The sequence below is a fragment of the Sphingomonas sp. P4_G2 genome (assembly GCF_056401155.1).
On record NZ_JBFUJY010000006.1, the window covers coordinates 109,195 to 129,475 of the forward strand.

Consider the following 20,281-nt stretch of genomic DNA (forward strand, 5'->3'; position numbering starts at 1 on the left):
AAAGGGGTACGGCGGGTCAGGGCATCGGCGACATAGATGGCGGCGCGTCGGCCGGCGCCGCGCCCCAATTCTTGTTCGGCGTTGGGCCCATGGTCAGCACCAGCTTGGCGCCATCCTTGATATCGTCATGGCTGAACCACGGCTTGCTCCACGGCCGGCCGTTGAGCGTTGCCGACTGGATGTACATGTTCGTGGCGGAGTTGTTCCTGGCCTCGACCTCCAGCGTCTTGCCGTTGCCCATCTGCAGCTTGACGTCGTCGAAGATCGGGCTGGCGATGATGTAATTCTGGTTCGACGGATCGACCGGATAGAATCCCATCGCGCTCAGCACGTACCAGGACGATGTCGCGCCCTGATCGTCCATCCCCGGATAGCCATAGCCCGAGGCGTCGCTGCCATACATGTCGGCGAGAATCCGCCGAGTCAGCGCCTGCGTCTTCCACGGCTGACCACCCCAGTCGTAATAATAAGCGGCCTGCTGGTCGGGCTGGTTGCCCTGGACATATTGGCCGATCAGCCCGGTGCAATCGCGGCAGATGCCCTTGGGATTGTAGGGCGTGGAGAAGAACCGATCGAGCTTGGCGGTGAAGGCCTGGCGGCCGCCAAGCAACCTGGCCAGCCCGTTGACGTCATGCGGCACCAGCCACAAGGTCGACCAGCCCGACGCCTCCTTCATCATGAAATTGTAATAGGGCTCGCCTGGATCGAACGGTGCAATCCACTTGCCGTCGGCGGTCCGCCCGCGAACGAAGCCAACCGATTTGTCGAACACGTTGGCGTAATTGTGCGCGCGCTTCAGGAACAGGGCGTAATCGTCCATCTTCCCGAGCCGCCTGGCATATTGCGCCATCGCGAAATCGTCCCAGGCATATTCGAGCGTGGTCGCCGCCCCCGCCTTGCCGCCGGCATAAGGCGGGCTGGGATTGTGGTCGGGGACGACATCCGCGATCCAGCCGTTCTTGTCGTACTCGGCGAGATAATGGCGCGGGCCGGCGGGATCGGTCGCGTTCTTGCGGAGATATTCATACGCCGCCGGATAGTCGAACGGGATGCCGCGCTCCCACGCGCCCAAATACATGAACACCGCATTGTCGCCGTGGAACGACGTGTTCATGAAGACCTTTTCGCGCGCCATATCGAGTTCGGACTGCATGATGTCGCGCATCGTCTCCGGCTCCAGCAATTCGAGCAGGACGATCTGGTTGCGGCCGGTATCCCAGAACGGCACCGGGCCGTAGCGATCATGCGTCGCGGTCTGCACCTTGCCGTTGGTGTCGGTGAACTTCTCTCCCTTGGCGGCAACCAGGCGCGGGCTGGCGAACGACTGGAACAAGGTCGAATAGAACAGCATCCGCTGCTTGGGCGTCCCGCCGGCCACCTGGACGCGATCGAGCAGTTTCGACCAGGCACCGCGCGCCGCGTTGCGAACGCCATCGAAATTCCAGCCGGGTAATTCGTCGCGCAGGCGCTGCTCGGCCTGGGCGTAGCTGGTACCGTGCGCGATCTTCATCAGCACCTTCTCGCCCGCCTTGGTGCGAAAGGTGATGTAACCGCCCGCAAAACTGCCAGAGATCGTGCGCTGGCCGGGCTCGACCCTTTTGTCGCCGATACCCCAGCCCTTGGCGTCGCCGGGCGCCTTGCTGAAGGTTCCCAGGCTGGCGAACGGCTTGGAGAACAGGGCGACGAAATAGGCGCCGTCCGCGCCGCCGCTATCCTTCGACACGCCCCGCACCATCTGGTCGCCGACGATCTCGATATCGCCGCCATGTTCGGGAAAGTTGATCAGCACGTTCGACCGGTCGCTTGCGGGAAAGGTGAACCGCATCAGGCTCGCCCATTGCGTGGCGGTCAGTTCGGCCGTCGTCCGGAACGTGTCGAGATAGACCGAATAATAGCCCGGCGACGCGATCTCGCGCGACTTGTCGTAATAGGATTGCGAATAGGCAGGGGGCACCGACCAGTCGCCAACCACCGGCATGATGATCGGCTCTGCGCGGCCGCCATAGGACGACCCGCCGCCGCCGGAAAATCCGATCATCGTCGGATTGGTGTAATAATAGGGAACCTCGACGCCGTTCGGATAGGTCAGCGCGATGTTGTTGTTGATCGGTGCCGCCTCGACCGAGCTGTGCGGCAGGCGCGCGCCCGGCGAGGTCTGGCCCGAATAAACCGGCTCGCCCGGCGGCGGCGCGTTGCCGATCAACTCGGGTCGATCGAGTGGTGCGGTGCCGACCAGCGGGTTGACCTCATCGACCGGGGCTTTGGCGGGAGCCGTCTGCGCGCTGACGACCGCCGCCGCCGACAATGCGAACAGGCTCAGCGGCAATAGCAATAGGCGGGCGCTGCGCCCCTGCCCCTCCGGCCGTGCAAGCTTCTGGCGGATACCCACGGTACCTCCCCTGGTTCTCGGAGCTATTGCTGCCCCCTGGCGACCACCCCATTGATCCTGTTTCCAACGGCGTCGAGCAGCACCGTCGATTAAATTAAGAATTTTGTCAATTGAATTAGTGCGACCAAAAAAGCTTGCCCGTGGCGTACGTTATCGGTCGGTGAAGCCGGAGGGATCGACGCTGTTTACGCGTCGATCGCGCTCAGCGCGTCGGCTGGATAGCTCGACCGTTGGTGTTGCTGGTCGCCGGCACTTTCCACAAGGCGCCGGGCTTGGGCAGCAGGAAATGGCTGAACGGCAGGATGGCCGCTCCGACCGCTGGCGCGTCGTCCGACAAGGCCGCGCGTGCCACCGGCGCAATCACCGGCACGTTGGTCGCCTGGTCGCGCAACAGATCGTGCGCTCGTTCCGCCAGACGCTCGACGATCGCGCTCGGCAAGCGCCCACCGACCAGCACAACGCCTGGATTGATCAGGCAATTCACCGCCTCGAGCGGGACGTAGAGCTGCTCGGCTGCCTGGCTGATCCATCCATCGACGCACGTCTCGGCCGCCGGCGACAGGTGCGCCACGCCCATCACATCGGCGAGGCTCAACCCGTCGCGCTCGAGATGCCCGGCCAGGCCCGACAGCGATACGAGATTCTGGATCTGATCGCGCGGGCCGCTGCCGGGCGCGTGCATGAAGCCCAGTTCTCCGCTGCGGCCATCGACGCCACGGAAATAGGCGCCATCGATGACGAGGCCGCCACCCAGCCCCGATGAGATCAGGATGTAAAAGAAGGTGCTGTGCTTCTGCCCAAGGCCGAGCTGCATCTCCCCCATCGCGGCGGCCGCGGCGTCGTTCTCGACGAAGATCGGCAGCGAGAAGGGTTTGTCGAACAGATCGCCCATGTCGATCTTGTCCCACTTGGCATAGTCTGCGGGACGCCCCGGCAGATCGACCAGACCGAGATCGTCGGGAACGGCGACGCCCAGCCCGACCAGGCTCGACTCCTTGATCCCCGCCGACCGCATCATCTCCTTGATCGATCGCCGATAGAGCGAGCGGACATGGTCGGGCAGCGCGAAATTCACTTCCTCCGACACGCGGGCCAAGGTCTCGCCGGCGAAATTGACCAGCACGATGGTGATGTGGTCGCGGTCGATATTGACGCCGATCGAGTGGCAGGCATCGCGATTGATGACGAGCTTGGTCGGCGGCTGGCCACGCCCGCCGCGGCGCTGGCCCGCCTCCTCGATCAATCCGTCCGCGAGCAGGCGCTTGGTGATGTTGGCGATGGCCGGCGCGGTCAGTCCGGTAATCTCGGCGAGTTCCACTCGGGTCAGCAATCCGTTGATACGGATCGCGTGGAGCGTGACGCGCTGATTGTGGTCGGCGGCGCGCTCCAGGTTGGTGCCCGAGAGCCTGAGGCGAGTGGTCGGCTGGGTCATCCGTGCATCCTTATTGCCCGAGCGCGGGTGATCGACACATCTTCCTGAATCACGAGGCGACGGATGACCATGAGCATAGTCATACGAATTAGCTGGCCGCGGTCGAGAACGCCAACGCGGAATATCCCCAATATGGTTTCAATTCTGGCCATTACGCCACCTTTGCTCGGGGTTGATTGATGGCATCCTCCATCGCTTCCAGCGTGACCCCGCGCGTCTCGGGGAAGAAGCGCCAGACGATGAGGAATTGCACCGCTATTGCCGCCGCGAAGAACCAGAAGGGTGCCGCCTGAGTATAGCGTGCGACTACCGGGAAACCGAACGCGATCAGCGCATTCATTCCCCAATGCGTCGCGCTGCCCAGCGCCTGGCCGCGCGCACGCACGGCGGTCGGGAAAATCTCCGACAGATAGACCCAGATCACCGCCCCCTGCGAAATCGCGAAGAACAGAATGAAACCGATCAACGCGGGAAGCAGCAGTGCCTGTCCCTGCCCGGTCGAATAGATCGTCGCCACCGCCGCCAGCGCGATACCCGTGCCCGCCGCGCCGATCAGCAGCAACGGTTTGCGCCCCGCGCGATCGATCACTGTCATGCCGACAAAGGTCGCCAGCAGATTGGCGACACCGATCGCGACCGATTGCAGGTCGGCCGATAGCCGGTCGAACCCGGCGGCGGCGAAGATATCGCCGAGATAATAGAGGATCGCGTTGATCCCGGAGAGTTGATTGAACGCCGCGACGCCGATCGCGAGCAGGATCGGCTTGCGGTAAACCGCCCAGCTGAGCCGCGTATTCGAGGTCTCGACCTGATCGCTGCGGAACTCGGCGATGATCGCCTGCGGGTCGCCCATCCCGAGCTGGGCAATCGCCGCCAGCGCATCCTCGTCGCGCCCGCGTTGCGCCAGCCAGCGCGGCGACGGCGGGATACGCAACAGCATGATCAGGAACAGGATAGCCGGAAGGGCAGCGATGCCGAGCTTGATTTGCCAGGCGAGATCGGTCGTCACCAGCCGGCCGATCACGAAATTGCTGATATAGGCGACCAGAATGCCGATCACGACATTGAGCTGGAACAGCGCGACCAGGAATCCGCGCCGTGCCGCTGGGCTCACCTCGGCGATATAGACCGGGGCGAGCACCGACGAACCGCCGATCGCTAGGCCGCCGAGGAACCGGAACGCGACGAACGCCGCGAGATTCCAGCTCATCGCCGAGCCTAAAGCCGAGATGATATAGGCGATCGCGATCCAGATCAGCACCGCCCGGCTGCCATATCGGTCGCCCGGCTTGCCCGCCCCGAGCGCGCCGATCAGCGTCCCGATCAATGCTGCCGATACCGCCGTGCCAAGCCCGATCGCGCTGAGCCCGAACACGCCCCGCAGCGCTTCGGTAACGCCCGAGATAACCGCTGTATCGAAACCGAACAGCAATCCGCCCAGGCTGGCAGTGCCCACTGCGCTCCAATTGACGCGTTCCTTCGGCGTGCCCATCAAGCTGTCTCCAACCGCACCCGAGCCGTCCGCCCGATTTATTTATCTAATTGAAGTATTAATCCAGCTGGTCAAGCAGGCGTGAGATCGAGCGGCCACCCAATGGCGGCATGAACGAGGATTCGACCAGCTGGCAGGCCACTTCTCGATCTGGCCTGCTCACTGGTCTGACCAATATCGACAAATACCACCGGAGGCGCTACGCCGCTTGCCAGCGGACAACGCCGCGGGTTGGGGAGAGGATCGTGAAGCGGATACCGCATTTGCGCTGGTGGATCGTCGCGCTGATCTGCGCCGGCACGATCGCCAATTACCTCGCGCGCAATTCGCTCGGTGTGCTGGCCCCCGAGCTCAAGACGTCGATGTCGATCTCTACCGCGCAATACAGCTATGTCGTCATGGCGTTCCAGCTCGCTTATACCGTCATGCAGCCGATCGCCGGCTATATCGTCGACCGGTTCGGGCTGCGTGCCGGGTTCGCGTTTTTCGGGATCGCATGGTCCGCCGCCAACATGCTCCACGCGCTGGCCGGCGGATGGATCAGCCTTGCCTTCTTTCGCGGATTGCTCGGCCTGGCCGAGGCGGCGGCGATCCCGTCAGGCATGAAGGCGATTGCCGAATGGTTTCCGGCGCGCGAACGCTCGATCGCGACGGGGTGGTTCAACGCCGGAACCTCGCTCGGCGCCCTGATCGCGCCGCCGCTCGTCGTCGCGGTCGCCTTATGGGGCAATTGGCGGCTGGCCTTTATCGTCACCGGCGCGGTCGGGCTGGTTTGGGCAGCCGCATGGTATGCCTTTTACCGATCGCCGACCGAGCATCCCGCGATCACGCCGCGCGAGCAGGCGATGATCGCGGAGGATCGCCCCAAAATCCCTGCCCGAAAGGCCAGCGCGCGCGAGATCCTGTCTTCCGCGCGCTTCTGGGTGATCGCGGTACCGCGCTTCCTTGCCGAACCGGCGTGGCAAACCTTCAGCTTCTGGATTCCGCTCTATCTCGCGACCGAGCGCCACATGGATCTGGCGCATATCGCCGCCTTTGCGTGGCTGCCGTTCCTGGCGGCGGATCTCGGCGGCGTGCTCGGCGGCTACCTTTCGCCGTTCTTCATGAAGCGCTTCCGCGTCAACCTGATACCTTCGCGCGTGCTCGGGATCAGCCTGGGCGCGGTATTGATGATCGCGCCCGGATGCATCGGGCTCGCTGTCAGCCCTTATGTCGCCATCGCCTTGTTCTGCATCGGCGGATTCGCGCATCAGATGATCTCGGTGCTGATCAACACGCTGTCCGCTGACGTCTTCAGGCCGGAGGAAGTCGGCACCGCCAATGGCTTTGTCGGGCAGGCAGGCTGGGTCGGCGGGCTGCTGTTCACGTTCCTGATCGGGCAATATGCCGATCGCGTCGGTTACGCACCCTTGTTCGCGGCGCTCGGCATATTCGATCTGATCGGGGCCGCGGTGCTGATCGCCTTTGTCCGCCGCTTGTCCCTCCCGCAAATGGAAGCCCGCTCATGAGACGCGCTGTGTTGTCCGACCCGCCATTGTTCGCGCTGACCGAACGCGGCCCCGGCCGGCTGACGCTCACCGCCGATACCGGCGCGGTCGCGCATGTGTTCGTGCTCGAGGACGACGTCGTCAGGCTGTTGCTGCTCGCCGATGGCAAGGTGACGAGCCCGCCGAGTTGGGCGATCGCGCCGGGCGCCGCCGACATCGCCGAGCCCGGGCGCGACCGCCTGGATGTTGCGGGGTTCGCCTGTCCCGATTTCCGGCTGGAGCGCGACGACGACCGGATCGTCGTCGAGACCGCGCTGCTGCGCGTCAGCATCCGACTGCATGGCCTCTATTGCACCTGGGAACAGCGCGATGGCGATGCGTGGCGGCTGATGGCGGCGGACCGGCCGACCCAGGCCTATGATTTCGGCTGGTGGGACGGCCGCGCGCATCATTATGTCGCGCGTCGGCCCGGCGAACGCTTCTACGGGCTTGGCGACAAAAGCGGTGACAATGATCGCGCGGGCCGGCGCTTCCGCCTGACCAATCTCGACGCGATGGGCTATGACGCGGAGACCAGCGATCCGCTCTACAAATCGATCCCCTACGTCCTGGTCGCGGACGCCGATGGCCGCTGCCACGGCACCTTCTACGACACCAATGCCGACGTGCATTTCGACTTCGGCCGCGAGATGGACAATTATCACGGCTGGTACCGCCATATGGTGGCGGAGGCCGGCGATGTGGATTTGTGGATGATCGCCGGCCCGGATCCTTTGGCCGTTACCCGGCGCTTCACCTGGCTGACAGGTCGCCCGGCACTGATGCCGCGCTGGTCGCTCGGCTATTCGGGGTCGACGATGAGCTATACCGACGCGCCCGACGCCGCGGCGCAGATGACGGGGTTTCTCGACAAGCTCGCGGAGCACGATATCGGCTGCACCTCGTTCCATCTGTCGTCGGGCTACACGTCGATCGGCGACAAACGCTATGTGTTCAACTGGAACACCGACAAATTCGCCGACCCGGCCGGTTTCGTGACGAGCTACGCGCAAGCCGGCGTCGAGCTGGTGCCCAATATCAAGCCCGCCTTGCTGCGCAGCCATCCGCGCTATGACGAAGTCGCCGCCGAGGGGCTGTTCGTCGCCTATGAGGACGGCACCCCGGTCGAGGTGCAGTTCTGGGATGAAGTCGGCAGCCAGATCGATTTCACCAATCCCCGCGCCGCGCAATGGTGGCGCGACCAGGTCAAGACCGCGTTGCTCGACAAGGGGATGGTCGCGACCTGGAACGACAATAATGAATATGAGATCTGGGACGCGCGCGCCCGGTTCGCCGGCTTCGGCCAGCCCCGCGCCGCCGCCGAAATGCGCCCGGTCCAGCCCTTGCTGATGACGCGCGCGTCGCGGCGCGCCCAGGCCGAGGCGCTGCCCGATCGCCGTCCTTATGCCGTCACGCGGTCGGGCATGGCCGGATTGCAGCGTTATGCCCAGACCTGGAGCGGCGACAATCTGACCGAGTGGAAGTCGCTACGTTATAATGCGCGCCAGTCGATCGGGCTGGCGCTGTCCGGCGTATCGAACAGCGGCCATGATGTCGGTGGCTTCGCCGGACCGGCACCGTCGCCGGAGCTGCTGATCCGCTGGGTGCAGGCAGGCGTGTTGATGCCGCGCTTCAGCATCCATAGCTGGAACGACGACCGCTCCGTCAACGAGCCGTGGATGTACCCGGAGGCGTTGCCCGCGATCCGCCGACTGATGGCGCTGCGCCAGACGCTGATCCCCTTCTTCTATGACCTGCTGCACACCTATCACGCCGATTATGCGCCGATGGTGCGGCCGACCTGGCTCGACTTCCCCGACGACGCCGCCGCCTGGCAGGAGAATGACGAGCATCTGCTCGGCCCCAACCTGCTGGTCGCGCCGGTGATGGAGCAAGGTGCCGGAACGCGAACCTTGCGGCCGCCGGAAGGCGCGGAATGGCTCGACGTGTGGACCGGAGAGCGGATCGCCGGCGGAACATCGGTCACGTTCGACGCGCCGCTCGACGGATTACCACCGCTGCTGGCGCGCGCCGGATCGGCGATGCTGGTTGATCTCGCGCGCGGCGGATGGCAGCCCGAACCCTATCGCCGCGGCGTGTGGCTGTTCCCGCCTCGTGACGGTGCCTTCAGCTGGTCGGCGGTCGAGGATTCGGGCGATGGCGATGGGCCGGTCGATATCTGGCACCTCACCGGCCGGGCGGAGGCGACCCGGATCGTCGTCGACGTGCGCCGCGACGGACCCGGTAGCTGGGGCGATAGCACCATCACCCTGTTGCTGCCGCCGAACGAGACCCGTTCGCTGGTGGTGAATGGCGGCGTCGGGAGCGAAATCGACCATGACGGCCGCCGCGGCGTCACCCTGACGATCTAGCGCAGCGCGGATCTCAGATCGCGACGCGGCGCGCCAGATCGGTGCGCCTCGCCTCCACCTCGGCGCGGGCGCGTTCGAACGCGTCGCTTTCGGTCGCCGTGAGCAATCCATCGATCACGCGCGCAAGATGGTCGCGCATTGCCTCGCGCGCCGCCTTGGGGTTGCGCTCGCGCAGCGCGGCGAGGATCGTCTGATGCTCGTCGATCCGCGGCACCACGCCGACGCTGCGCGCGCGTTCAAGCATGTGCTGGCAAAGCGGCGAACGCGACCGCGCGTCCCACAACGATTCGACCACGTCGACCACCGCCGAATTGCGCGTCGCCCGCGCGATCGCCAGGTGGAATTCGCGGTCGGCATGCTCGCCGCTGACATTTTCCTCGTTCTCGCGCTCCATGTCGCCGATCAGGACTTCAAGCGCGGCGATCTCCTCGTCGGTGATCGACACCGCGGCAAGCGCCGCCGATTCCCCTTCGAACAGGCGGCGCGCCTCGGTCAGTTCGAACGCGCCGATATCGAGTCCGATCATCGGCGTGTCGAGCGGCGGGTTATCGACGACGAAGATTCCCGAACCGTGGCGCGACCGCACAATGCCGATGACTTCAAGCGCGATCATCGCCTCGCGGACCGTCGGGCGGCTGACCTTATACTCGTCGGCGAGCTCGCGTTCGGACGGGATGCGCTGGCCCGGCAGGAAGTCTCCGCGCTGGATCGCCTCCGCCACCGACGCAGCGACCTGCTGATAGAGTTTGCGCCCATCGGGCTGCGACGCGGCCCCGGCTGGCTTGGCAACTGGCCTGATCAATCTCTGTATCGGCATAACCGGTTGATCCTTACCAAAGCCCGTGCGCAGCGGCAACAGCGACCTTCCTTGGTAAGGTGGCCTGACGGGATTTTGTCAGGCAATCCTTGCATGTGGTCTGACCATTTGTTAGTTGGGGCCGCGAAGCATCGGCGAAAAGACCCGAGGCACGACATGGAGAGGGAAAGATGATCGGATTACATGCATCTGTCGGACGCGGCGCGCTCGCCCTGTCGCTCGCATTCTGCGCGACGCCGGCACTGGCCCGGGCGGACAAACCGGCCGATCCCGGCCAGACCACGCCGGACGCAGCCGCGCCCCAGAGCAGTCCAGTTGCCGCCGAAACGAATGAACCCGTTCCGGGCGACATCATCATCACCGCTCAGAAGCGCTCGGAAAATATCCAGAAGGTGCCGCTGGCCGTTTCGGTGGTCAGCGAAGAGCAGCTCAAGGCCTCCGGCGTCACCCAGTTTCAGGATCTGGGCAAGATCGCGCCGTCGCTGACCGTCCGCCCGGCCGAGCATCCGGTCAACGCCAACGTGTCACTGCGCGGCGTCGGCACCTTCGCCTTCGGCATCGGCGTCGAACCGAGTGTCGCGGTGCTGGTCGACGAAGTGCCGCTGGCTTTCCAGGCGCGTGCCTTTACCGATTTGCCCGACGTCGAGCGGATCGAAGTGCTGCGCGGCCCGCAAAGCACGCTCTACGGCAAGTCGGCCTCGGCCGGCCTGATCAACATCATCACGCGCCAGCCCACCGACACGTTCCGTGCGCGATTCAACGTGATGGGCACGACCGACAGCGAATATGGCGGCAATTTCAGCGTCTCCGGCCCGATCAGTTCGCAACTCGGCTACGTCCTGTCGGCCAGCTATTCGAACTGGGACGGCAATGTCCGCAACCTGTTCAACGGCAAGAAAGTGAATGGACGTGAGGCGTTCAACACCCGCGGCAAGCTCCGCTGGGAGCCGGCGTCGAACGTCACCATCACCTTGTCGGGCAATTACCTCAACGGCAACACCACGGTCGGGCGCCCGTTCATCCGCCTGGACCCGACCGCGTTGCTGCGCAATACGGCGGGCCAGACCCAGGCAGTGACGATGCCCGGCGTCACGGTCGGTCCGGACAACCAGGACATCAGCAACAATTACAATTCGCGCACCAAATATGAAGGCGGCGGCGGATCGCTGCGCGGGGAAATCGGACTGGGCGACATGACGCTCGTGTCGATCACGTCCTACGACAAATTCCGCCTCAACGACTATCTCGACCATGACGACACGTCGTCGAGCGCAACGGTCGGCAACAACGTCCAGGTCGGCCAATTCCATTCAAAGCTGTTCACGCAGGAAGTCCGCTTGCTCTCGTCCAGCGCCAAGCCCTTCCGCTATACGCTCGGCGCCTATTACGCGAACGTGAAGTTCGAGCGGCCGTTCGCGCGCGGACCTTACTTCTCGTTGGCCAATTGGTACGCGACGTCGAAATCGGAACAGCTGGCCGGGTTTGCGCAGATCGACTGGGAAATCGTGCCCAAGCTGACGCTGACCGCCGGTGGCCGCGTCCAGAACGAGAAGGTGTCCTATACCTTCCAGGACAATCTCGCAGCCGCGGGCTCACAATTCTTTAGCGGCCACGCCGAGGACACAGCCGGCACCTATCGGCTCGCCGCGCGCTATCAGCTCACGCCGGACGTGATGGCCTTTGCCAGCTATTCGACCGGCTACAAGGGTCAGACCTATGACCTGACAACTGGTTTCAACAGGAATCGCGCGAACGCGGGACCGATCAAGCCCGAGCGCTCGCGCGACAAGGAAATCGGTGTCCGCGCGCAGGTGCTCGATCGCAAAGTGACGCTCAACCTCACCTATTTCGACACCAATTATAAGAACCTGCAAGCGCAGACGATCGAAACCTTGTCCGACGGTACGACCAATTTCCGCCTGACCAACGTCGGCGGCCTCAACACCAAGGGGCTCGAGTTCGACGGCACGGCGAGGATCGGTCAGGACTTCAACCTGACGGGGTCGGTTGCCTATCTCGATGCCAAATACACGTCGTACGCACAGGCCCAATGCTATCCGTTGCAGACGCCGGCGCAGGGATGCGTCGCTGCGGTGCCGGCCACGCCTACGACCCCGGCACAGCCTGCCTATCAAGTGCTGACCGGCGCACGCGCTATCCAGGCACCTAAATGGAAATTCTCGATCGCCGCCGATTATTCGCCGTCGTTGGGCGGCAATCTGAAGGGTGTTATTCAGGCCAACTGGCAATATCAGAGCAGCGTCTATTATGTCGCGGAAGATCCCCAGACCTTCCAAAAGGCCTATAGCATCGTCAATGCCGGGCTGGGTATTCGCGACAAGGACCGCAAGTGGGAAATCGTCGCGTTCGTCAACAACCTGTTCGACGTTCAATATTATCCGTCGCTGGTCAACACGGCGGGCAATTTCGGTAACAAGATCGCGACCCAAGCACTGCTGCCGCGCGACTTCCGTCGCTATGGCGGGCTGCGGTTGGGCGTGAACTTCTGATGGACAGGCGGGGCGCGTACCGCCCCGCCTCCTCGTGCGGATCGGGAGCGACGTGATGGTTCGTTTTGCGCTGCCGGTGGCAAGTGCCGTGGCGCTGCTCGCGGCGGCAGGTGCGCCGGCCCAGGATGCGCCGGCAAGGCCGGGAGTCGATGCTCCCGAGCTCGCCGCACTCGGTCCGCATCCGGTCGGCGTCGCCGATATAGACTTCGTCCAGCCTGGCCAGGCCAATCCGCTCCAGGGCAAGGATCGACCGGCGATCGTCGACCGGCATCTGGCGCTCAAAATCTGGTATCCGGCCGCCGCGCCGGGAAAAGGCACGACCTACCACTCAGCGCTACCGGGCGAGACCGGCAAGGACGTGACCTTCTCCGTCGCCGGCGTTGCGTCGCCCGGCGCACGTGCCGCCCATGGGACGTTTCCGCTCGTCATCCTGGCGCATGGCTACAGCAACACGCCTGTAGTGCTGTCCTGGCTCGGCGAGAACCTTGCCAGCAAGGGCTATGTCGTCGTCGCGCCGGACTTTCGCGATCCGCCGATTACCATCCGCACCGCCGCGGCTGCCGCCGGTCCGCTCGCCCGGCGGCCGCTCGACATCGCTTTCGTCGCCGCAGAGGCACAGCGGCGCGCACGCGCCGGGCTCGAGCCGTTCGCGACTGCCGATGCCGACCGCACGGTGCTGATCGGCTATTCGATGGGCGGCTATGGCGTGCTCACCGCCGCCGGCGCGCCGCTCGATCCGGCACTGGCAGGGGCGACCCGCAATGTGCTCGCACCCTATGTCGCGACCGGGCCCAAAGCGGACGAGCTCAAGGTCGCCGGGCTGAAGGCAGTGGTCGCGATCTCTCCACCGGCCACGCTTCGCGGCACCAATATGTGGCCCGCGCCCGGCGTCGCCGCGATCCGCGCGCCGACCCTGTTCATCGTCGGCAGCCAGGATCATGTCGTCGGTTACGATCCTGGCGTACGCACGTTGTTCGCGCAGGAGGCGCATGCGCCGCGCTATCTCCTGACGTTTCGCGAAGCGGCGCACAGCATCGCGCTGATCGGCGCGCCGGCCGGGATGCGCGGCTCCTTCTGGGACCTGGACTGGTTCGAGGATGCCGTGTGGCGCAAGGACCGGCTGATGGCGATCGAGACGCATTTCATCACCGCCTTCCTCGATCGCTACGTCAAGGACGACCAATCCAAGGCCGCCTATATTGACGGGCTGACGCCCAATTCCAACGACGGAATCTGGGCCGACGCGCCGCCTGGGCGTTATTCCGGATACAGCCCCGGACCGCCCGCCGCTACGTTGTGGAAGGGCTTCCAACCCAACAAGGCATCGGGAATGACGTTCGAATTCAAGCCCGCCGAATAGACGATACGAAGCAGCAATCCGGCGCCGACCGGCCGACACCAACACGCAGGAGCAGTTACCGACGATGTTCATGACGCAGACGATGCGCTGGTTCGGACCCGACGATCCCGTGTCGCTACGGGATATCCGCCAAGCGGGTGCGACCGAAGTTGTCACTGCGCTGCATGATACGGCCAATGGAGCAGTCTGGCCGCGCGAAGCGATCGCCGCACGCAAGCGGATGATCGAGCAAGCCGGGCTCGGCTGGACGGTGGTCGAGAGTCTGCCCGTACACGAGGGGATCAAGACCCGCGGGTCCGATTGCGACCGGTTGATCGAGCAATATCGCGAGAGCCTGCGCAACCTTGCCGCGTGCGGGATCGGCGTCGTCACTTATAATTTCATGCCGGTGCTCGACTGGACGCGGACCGATCTGGCCTGGCCGATGCCCGATGGTGCGCTGGCCCTGCGGTTCGAGCTCGAGGCGGTCGCGGTATACGACCTCCACATCCTTCGGCGCCCTGGCGCCGAGCGAGATTATGCCCCGGACATGGTCGAGGCCGCGGCGCGCCGTTTCCAGGCGATGGACGACGATGCTCGCGCGATGTTGGCCCAGACGATCATCGCCGGATTGCCGGGGAGCGAGGAAAGCTTCACCGCGACCGAATTCCTGGCGGCGATCCGCAGCTATGCCGATATCGGCCCAGACCGGCTGCGCGAAAACCATGTCGCCTTTCTCGAAGCGGTCTGCCCCGTCGCCGACGAATTGGGCATTCGGCTCGTCGTCCATCCGGATGACCCGCCTTTTCCGATGTTCGGCCTGCCGCGCGTCGTCAGCACCGAGGCGGACGTCGCCAATCTCTTTTCGCGCGTGCCGAACCGGTCGAACGGCCTTTGCTTCTGTGCGGGATCGTTCGGCGTTCGGCCGGACAACGACCTGCCCGGCATGGTCGAGCGGCTCGGCGACCGGATCGGTTTCCTCCATCTGCGCTCGGTGCAGCGCGAGGCCAATGGTGCGTTTCACGAGGCAGCGCATCTGGAGGGCGACGCCAACATGACCGCGATCGTCGGCGCCGTGCACGCGCTGCAACACCGGACCGGCCGCTCGATCCCGATGCGCCCCGATCACGGCCATCAGATGCTCGACGACCTGACCAAGCGGACCAACCCTGGCTACTCGCTGCTCGGGCGGATGCGCGGGCTGGCCGAGCTCCGCGGGCTCGAACGCGGCATCGCCTTCGCGCGCGGCAACGACACGACAACAGACAGATAACGGGAGAGCGGAACGTGCAGATAGCAAGGATGATCCGGCGACTGATCGCCGTGACGATGGTCTGTGCCGCGCCTGCGGTGGCGCAGCAAGCGGCCGCCCCGACGCTGCCGCTGGCGACGGTCGAAACCGGGCCATTGCTCGTCTCAGCCGATATGCGCGACGGCGTCGATCTGTCGGGGCCGTGGCATTATTCGGTCGATCCGTTCCGCGCCGGCCTTGCCGGCTTTCACGGCGAAACTCCGGGCGAGAGCCAGCAGCGCTATCTCGACCTCGACGTCGCCAAGGCGATGAAGGACGATAATCGCGCGATGTACGAGTTCGATCTCGCGCGCTCGCCGGTCACCACCCTGCCCTCCTCCTGGCTGACCGAAGCGCCCGAGCTTCGTTATTATCAGGGCCTGATGTGGTATCAGCGCACCTTCCCCGCGCCCGCGGCGCGCAAGGGCCGCTATTTCCTCCGCTTCGGCGCGGCCAATTATTCGACCGTCGTCTATCTCAACGGCAAGCCGGTCGGGCGGCACGAAGGCGGCTTCACTCCGTTCGCGTTCGAGGTGACCAAGCTGCTGCGGGCCGGCGACAATCAGATCACGGTCGGTGTGGATTCGCAGGCGACCGAAGCGACCGTCCCGCCACCGGTCACCGACTGGGAAAATTATGGCGGCATCACCCGCCCGATCCGCCTGATCTCGACTCCCGATACCTATGTCGACGACGCCTGGGTGCGGTTGACCCGCGATGGCCAGCTCGCGGTCGACGCCCACCTCGACGGCGCCCAGGCCGGCAATCACGCCATTCGGCTTAAGATCGCCGCGCTCGGGGTCGATCTTGCCGGCACCACCGATGCGAAGGGCAATTGGCGCACGACGGTCGCCGCTCCGCGCGCGCTGGTCCGCTGGTCGCCCGAGCAGCCCAAACTCTATGACGTGACGATCGCCTCGGGCGACGACCAATGGCGCGACCGGATCGGCTTCCGCACGATCGAAGTGCGCGGCCCCGATATCCTGCTCAACGGCAAGCCGATCTTCCTGCGCGGTATCTCGCTGCACGAGGAGGAACTGGGCGCCGAGCCGACGCGCGCGATAACTCCGGCCGCGGCACGCGCCTTGCTCAGCGAGATCAAGGACGGGCTGCACGGCAATTATGTCCGCCTCGCCCATTATCCGCATTCCGAGGTGATGACCCGGCTGGCCGACGAGATGGGGATCATCGTGTGGAGCGAAGTGCCGGTCTATTGGCGCGTCGCCTGGAGCAATCCCGATACGCTGGCGACCGCGCGCAACATGATCGCGGAGAATATCATGCGCGACCGCAACCGCGCCTCGATTGCGATCTGGAGCGTCGCCAACGAAACTCCCGTGACCGATGCGCGCAACACCTTCCTGCGCACCCTGGTCAGCGACGTGCGCAAGCTCGACGACACGCGGCTGGTCAGCGCGGCGCTGCTGACCGAACGATCGCAGGGGGCCAACGGCAAGCCGATCATCGCCATGGCGGATCCGCTCGCCGACGCGCTCGATGTCGTCGCGATCAACACCTATTTCGGCTGGTACACGCCCGACCGGCTCGACGACCTGGCCAGCTTCTCGTTCCGCGTACCCGCGAACAAGCCGCTGATCTTCTCCGAATTCGGCGCCGACGCCAAAGCGGGGTTCCACGATTCCCGCGGCATGCCGGAGAAATTCTCCGAGGAATATCAGGCTGAGTTCTATCGCAAGACGCTGGGCATGGTCGACCGGATCCCGACCTTGCGCGGCATGTCGCCCTGGATCTTGAAGGACTTCCGCTCGCCGAGGCGGCAGAATCCGGAATTTCAGCAGGGCTGGAACCGCAAGGGCCTGATCTCCGAGACCGGTCAGCGCAAGCAGGCGTTCGGCGTGCTGGCGGGCTATTATGAGAGCAAGGACGGCCGAAAATAACGCTGGGCCGGAGCGGCATGCTCGATCGATAAATCAGGCGTTCCGCTCCAGCGCCGTGACGAAAGCGCGAGCGCGGGTGCCAACCTCGCCCGCCGTCATGCCTGGTTTATAGAGCGCCGAACCCAGGCCGAAGCCAGCCGCACCGGCCTGGCGCCAGGGTGCCATGCCTTCGGGGACGATGCCGCCCACCGGCAGCACGCGCAGGTCGCTCGGCAGGATCGCGCGCATCGCCTTGAGTATTGTCGGACTTGCGGCTTCGGCGGGAAACAGCTTGAGCGCGGTCGCGCCCGCGTCGAGCGCGGCGAGCGCCTCGCTCGGGGTGGCGATACCGGGCAGCGACACCAGGCCTGCGGCGGCGCTGGCGCGGATCACGTCGATATTGGTGTTGGGGGAGATCACCATCCGGCCACCGGCGTCGCGCATCGCCGCGACCTGGTCGACGGTCAGCACCGTGCCGACGCCGATCATCGCCCGGCTGCCCAGCGCGTCGACCAGGCGCGTGACGCTGTCGAGCGGATCGGGCGAATTCATCGGTACCTCGATCAGCGTGAAGCCTGCCGCGACCAGTTCCTCGCCGATCGCGACGACTTCGTCGGGGCGCACACCACGCAGGATGGCGATCAGCGGACAGGAGGCGAAGGCGGCATCGAAAGCGGCAAGCGAAGTCACGAGAGAGAAGCTCCTATCCGGGAAATACCGGCGACGAACGCCGCCTGGCTGTCGATGATCGTCGCGGCGCGCCCGTTCGCCTCGATCGCCGCGGCGTAGAGGCCACCGAGTATTGGGTCGGCCAGAATATAGGCAGTGTCGAACGGATGTTCCGCGACGCGCGCGGCGACATCGGCGCCGATGATCAAGCCACTAGCGAAGGACGCGGCGTCGGCGTCATCGCGCAGGCCCAGCAGTTTCGCGGCGCGGATGCCGAACAGCGACCCGGTCAAATCGCGCTTCGCTCCTTCGCGAACCCCGTCGCGGAACGTGTCCCCCAGCACGACGTCGGCGCCCAGCTGCGCCGACAGGATGCCGTGTGCGCGCACCAGCGCGAACAATTCGCCGGTCATCGCGGTAGTGAAGCGCGTGATGCGCGATCCCGCCATCTCGACCCATTTGCAATGGGTGCCGGGCTGGACCAGCAACGCGTCGGGCGGCGTCAGCCCGGCAGCGACGGCACCCAGCAACTGTACTTCCTCGCCCCGCATCACGTCACCGCGCACGCCGTCACTGAACGACACGCCGGGAACGATCGCGGTACGCTCGTCGATGCGCAGCAGGTTCTGGCCGAGATCCTCGAGACCGGCAGGCGCAGGCACATAACGCGCTTCGCGCCAGCCGATCGTCGATCCGACCATTCCCGCCATCAGCACCGGCAAATCGCCGAACCGCGCGCGGATCGCCGCCAGCTCGCCGGCGAAATCGCTGACGGCGGTCACCCCGAGCGCGTCGCGCTCGGTCGCGGTGACCGCGCCGTCCTCGATCCGATAGACGCGCCGATTGGTCGTGCCCCAATCGATCGCCAGCAAGGGTCGCACGCTCATGCCATCACCACCAGGTCGCGTAGAGCGCGATCAGGATCACCACGATCAGGCCCGCGGCGATGTTGAACCCGGCCGTCGTTCGGAACGAAACACCGCGCATCGTGATCAGATTGCTCTCCGCGCGGGCCGGGCGGAGCAGAGATACGATCACCGCCAAGGCTAGCGCAACGAAAAAGACGATCGACATGCGGTTGATGAACGGGATCGCGTTGAGCGCCGCCGAGCCGCCCCAGGCGGCAGGAAACCAGAAGATGAAGCTCACCACAACCGATGCGATCGCGCCGACCAGCGCCCCCATCTCGGTCGCGCGCGGCCAGAACAGGCCGAGCAGGAAGATCACCGTGATCCCCGGGGTCACGAAGCCCGAAAATTCCTGGATATATTGGAACGCCTGATCGAGACTGCCGAGCAAGGGCCGCGCCGTCGCCATCGCGATGACGATCGCCACGGCCGCGGCGATCCGGCCGACCAGCACCAGATGCTTCTCATGCTCGATCGACCCGGCGGCGTCCTCGGCGCGCGTCTGCACGCCTTTCCTCTTGGCGTAGATATCGAGCGTGAAGATCGTCGCGATCGAATTGATCTTGGACGCGGTCGAGGCGATGATCGCCGCGATCAGCGCCGCGAAGACCAGGCCGAGCAAACCGGTCGGCAACAACCGCATCATCGTCGGATAGGCCTGGTCGGGCTTGGTCAGCCCCGGCGCCAGCACCACGGCGGCGATCCCCGGCAGCACGATGATCACCGGCATCAGCAATTTGAGGAAACCCGCGAATACGACGCCGCGCTGCGCCTCCGACAGGCTCTTCGCCGCCAGCGCGCGCTGGATGATATATTGGTTGAACCCCCAATAGCTGAGGTTGGCGATCCACATCCCGCCGACCAGCACCGCGACGCCCGGCAGATCCTTGTAATGCGGATTGTCGGGCGACAGGATCATGTCGAAATGGTCGGGCACGCGCCGCGTCAGCTCGGTGAAGCCGGCGATGATACCGGCGTCGCCACCAATCTTGCCGAGCGTCAGATACGCGATCACCAGCCCGCCGAACACGAGCAACGCGACCTGGACGATATCGGTCAGCGCCACCGCCTTGAGCCCGCCGCGCAGCTGATAGAGCAAGGCGAAGGTGCCGAGCCCGATCAGCGCCACGTCCTGATTGATGCCGGTCACTTGCGTGACGGCAATCGAGCCGAGCCAGATGATCGAGGTCAGGTTCACGAACACGTAGAGGATCAGCCAGAACACCGCCATCACGGTGCGGATCGTCGGCCCGAACCGCTGTTCGAGGAATTGCGGCATCGTGTAGATCTTGTTGGCGAGGAAGATCGGCAGGAACCATTTGCCGACGATCAGCAACGTCGCCGCCGCCATCCATTCGTAGGACGCGATGGCGAGGCCGATGGCATAGCCGGACCCCGACATGCCGACGATCTGTTCGGCCGAGATGTTGGCCGCGATCAGCGACGCGCCGATCGCCCACCAGGGAAGGTTCTTGGACGCCAGGAAATAGTCCGACGAGTCCTTGGTATGCCCCGCTTTCTCCCGGCTCACCCATTGGGCGAGCCCGAAGATGCAGACGAAGTAGATCACGACGACCGCGATATCGATGGTGGCGAGCTGCATGCGCTTTCCCTTCCCCTCCGAATTCCCGATTTCAGCAAGAGCTGAACCGGCAACGC

At 64.9% G+C, this 20,281-nt stretch carries 13 protein-coding genes; 6 read left to right on the forward strand and 7 right to left on the reverse strand.

Features of this window, described 5'->3' with window-relative positions:
• Positions 1 to 16: 16 nt before the first annotated feature.
• The 3 genes from AC1DRD_RS17210 to AC1DRD_RS17220 all read right to left on the reverse strand — a co-directional run bounded on the left by AC1DRD_RS17210 (position 17) and on the right by AC1DRD_RS17220 (position 5,313).
• Complete coding sequence (locus AC1DRD_RS17210; protein WP_478042288.1) at positions 17 to 2,389, reverse strand: GH92 family glycosyl hydrolase; 2,373 nt, start codon at positions 2,387 to 2,389, stop codon at positions 17 to 19.
• Positions 2,390 to 2,591: 202 nt separating this feature from the next.
• Positions 2,592 to 3,821, reverse strand: a complete 1,230-nt coding sequence (locus tag AC1DRD_RS17215) for an ROK family transcriptional regulator (protein WP_478042289.1) — start codon at positions 3,819 to 3,821, stop codon at positions 2,592 to 2,594.
• 151 nt (positions 3,822 to 3,972) lie between these two features.
• The gene (locus AC1DRD_RS17220) at positions 3,973 to 5,313 is read right to left on the reverse strand and encodes a sugar porter family MFS transporter (RefSeq protein WP_478042290.1); all 1,341 of its coding nucleotides are present in this window, start codon (positions 5,311 to 5,313) and stop codon (positions 3,973 to 3,975) included.
• A gap of 245 nt (positions 5,314 to 5,558) precedes the next feature.
• Here AC1DRD_RS17220 and AC1DRD_RS17225 point away from each other — a divergent pair, with 245 nt between their 5' ends.
• Entirely contained in the window at positions 5,559 to 6,821 is a 1,263-nt protein-coding gene (locus AC1DRD_RS17225; protein ID WP_478042291.1) for an MFS transporter, read from the forward strand.
• Positions 6,818 to 9,211: a glycoside hydrolase family 31 protein gene (locus AC1DRD_RS17230; protein WP_478042292.1), complete on the forward strand. Its 2,394-nt coding sequence runs from the start codon at positions 6,818 to 6,820 to the stop codon at positions 9,209 to 9,211. Before AC1DRD_RS17225 ends, AC1DRD_RS17230 begins: the two co-directional genes overlap by 4 nt.
• A gap of 13 nt (positions 9,212 to 9,224) precedes the next feature.
• On the opposite strand, the gene AC1DRD_RS17235 is transcribed toward AC1DRD_RS17230, so the two are convergent.
• Positions 9,225 to 10,028 carry a FadR/GntR family transcriptional regulator gene (locus AC1DRD_RS17235; RefSeq protein WP_478042293.1) on the reverse strand — a complete coding sequence of 268 codons (804 nt, stop codon included), beginning with the start codon at positions 10,026 to 10,028 and terminating at the stop codon, positions 9,225 to 9,227.
• Positions 10,029 to 10,198: 170 nt separating this feature from the next.
• Between AC1DRD_RS17235 and AC1DRD_RS17240 the strand changes: the two genes are divergently transcribed.
• From AC1DRD_RS17240 to AC1DRD_RS17255, 4 genes are all read left to right on the forward strand, one after another.
• Positions 10,199 to 12,538 carry a TonB-dependent receptor gene (locus AC1DRD_RS17240; RefSeq protein WP_478042294.1) on the forward strand — a complete coding sequence of 780 codons (2,340 nt, stop codon included), beginning with the start codon at positions 10,199 to 10,201 and terminating at the stop codon, positions 12,536 to 12,538.
• Positions 12,539 to 12,593: 55 nt separating this feature from the next.
• Positions 12,594 to 13,898, forward strand: coding sequence for an alpha/beta hydrolase family protein (locus AC1DRD_RS17245; protein WP_478042295.1), 1,305 nt, complete (start codon positions 12,594 to 12,596; stop codon positions 13,896 to 13,898).
• 64 nt (positions 13,899 to 13,962) lie between these two features.
• Positions 13,963 to 15,150, forward strand: a complete 1,188-nt coding sequence (gene uxuA / locus AC1DRD_RS17250) for a mannonate dehydratase (protein ID WP_478042296.1) — start codon at positions 13,963 to 13,965, stop codon at positions 15,148 to 15,150.
• A 29-nt stretch (positions 15,151 to 15,179) separates the two neighbouring features.
• Positions 15,180 to 17,066, forward strand: a complete 1,887-nt coding sequence (locus AC1DRD_RS17255; protein ID WP_478042297.1) for a glycoside hydrolase family 2 protein — start codon at positions 15,180 to 15,182, stop codon at positions 17,064 to 17,066.
• 33 nt (positions 17,067 to 17,099) lie between these two features.
• Here AC1DRD_RS17255 and AC1DRD_RS17260 read toward each other — a convergent pair whose 3' ends face one another.
• Genes AC1DRD_RS17260 through AC1DRD_RS17270 form a run of 3 tightly spaced genes read right to left on the reverse strand, consistent with a single transcriptional unit; the run spans position 17,100 to position 20,225 of the window.
• The gene (locus tag AC1DRD_RS17260) at positions 17,100 to 17,735 is read right to left on the reverse strand and encodes a 2-dehydro-3-deoxy-6-phosphogalactonate aldolase (protein ID WP_478042298.1); all 636 of its coding nucleotides are present in this window, start codon (positions 17,733 to 17,735) and stop codon (positions 17,100 to 17,102) included.
• Positions 17,732 to 18,601, reverse strand: coding sequence for a 2-dehydro-3-deoxygalactonokinase (locus AC1DRD_RS17265; RefSeq protein WP_478042299.1), 870 nt, complete (start codon positions 18,599 to 18,601; stop codon positions 17,732 to 17,734). Before AC1DRD_RS17265 ends, AC1DRD_RS17260 begins: the two co-directional genes overlap by 4 nt.
• A 4-nt stretch (positions 18,602 to 18,605) precedes the next feature.
• A complete protein-coding gene (locus AC1DRD_RS17270) occupies positions 18,606 to 20,225 on the reverse strand; it encodes a sodium/sugar symporter (protein ID WP_478029678.1) in 1,620 nt (539 codons plus the stop codon).
• Positions 20,226 to 20,281: the final 56 nt, after the last annotated feature.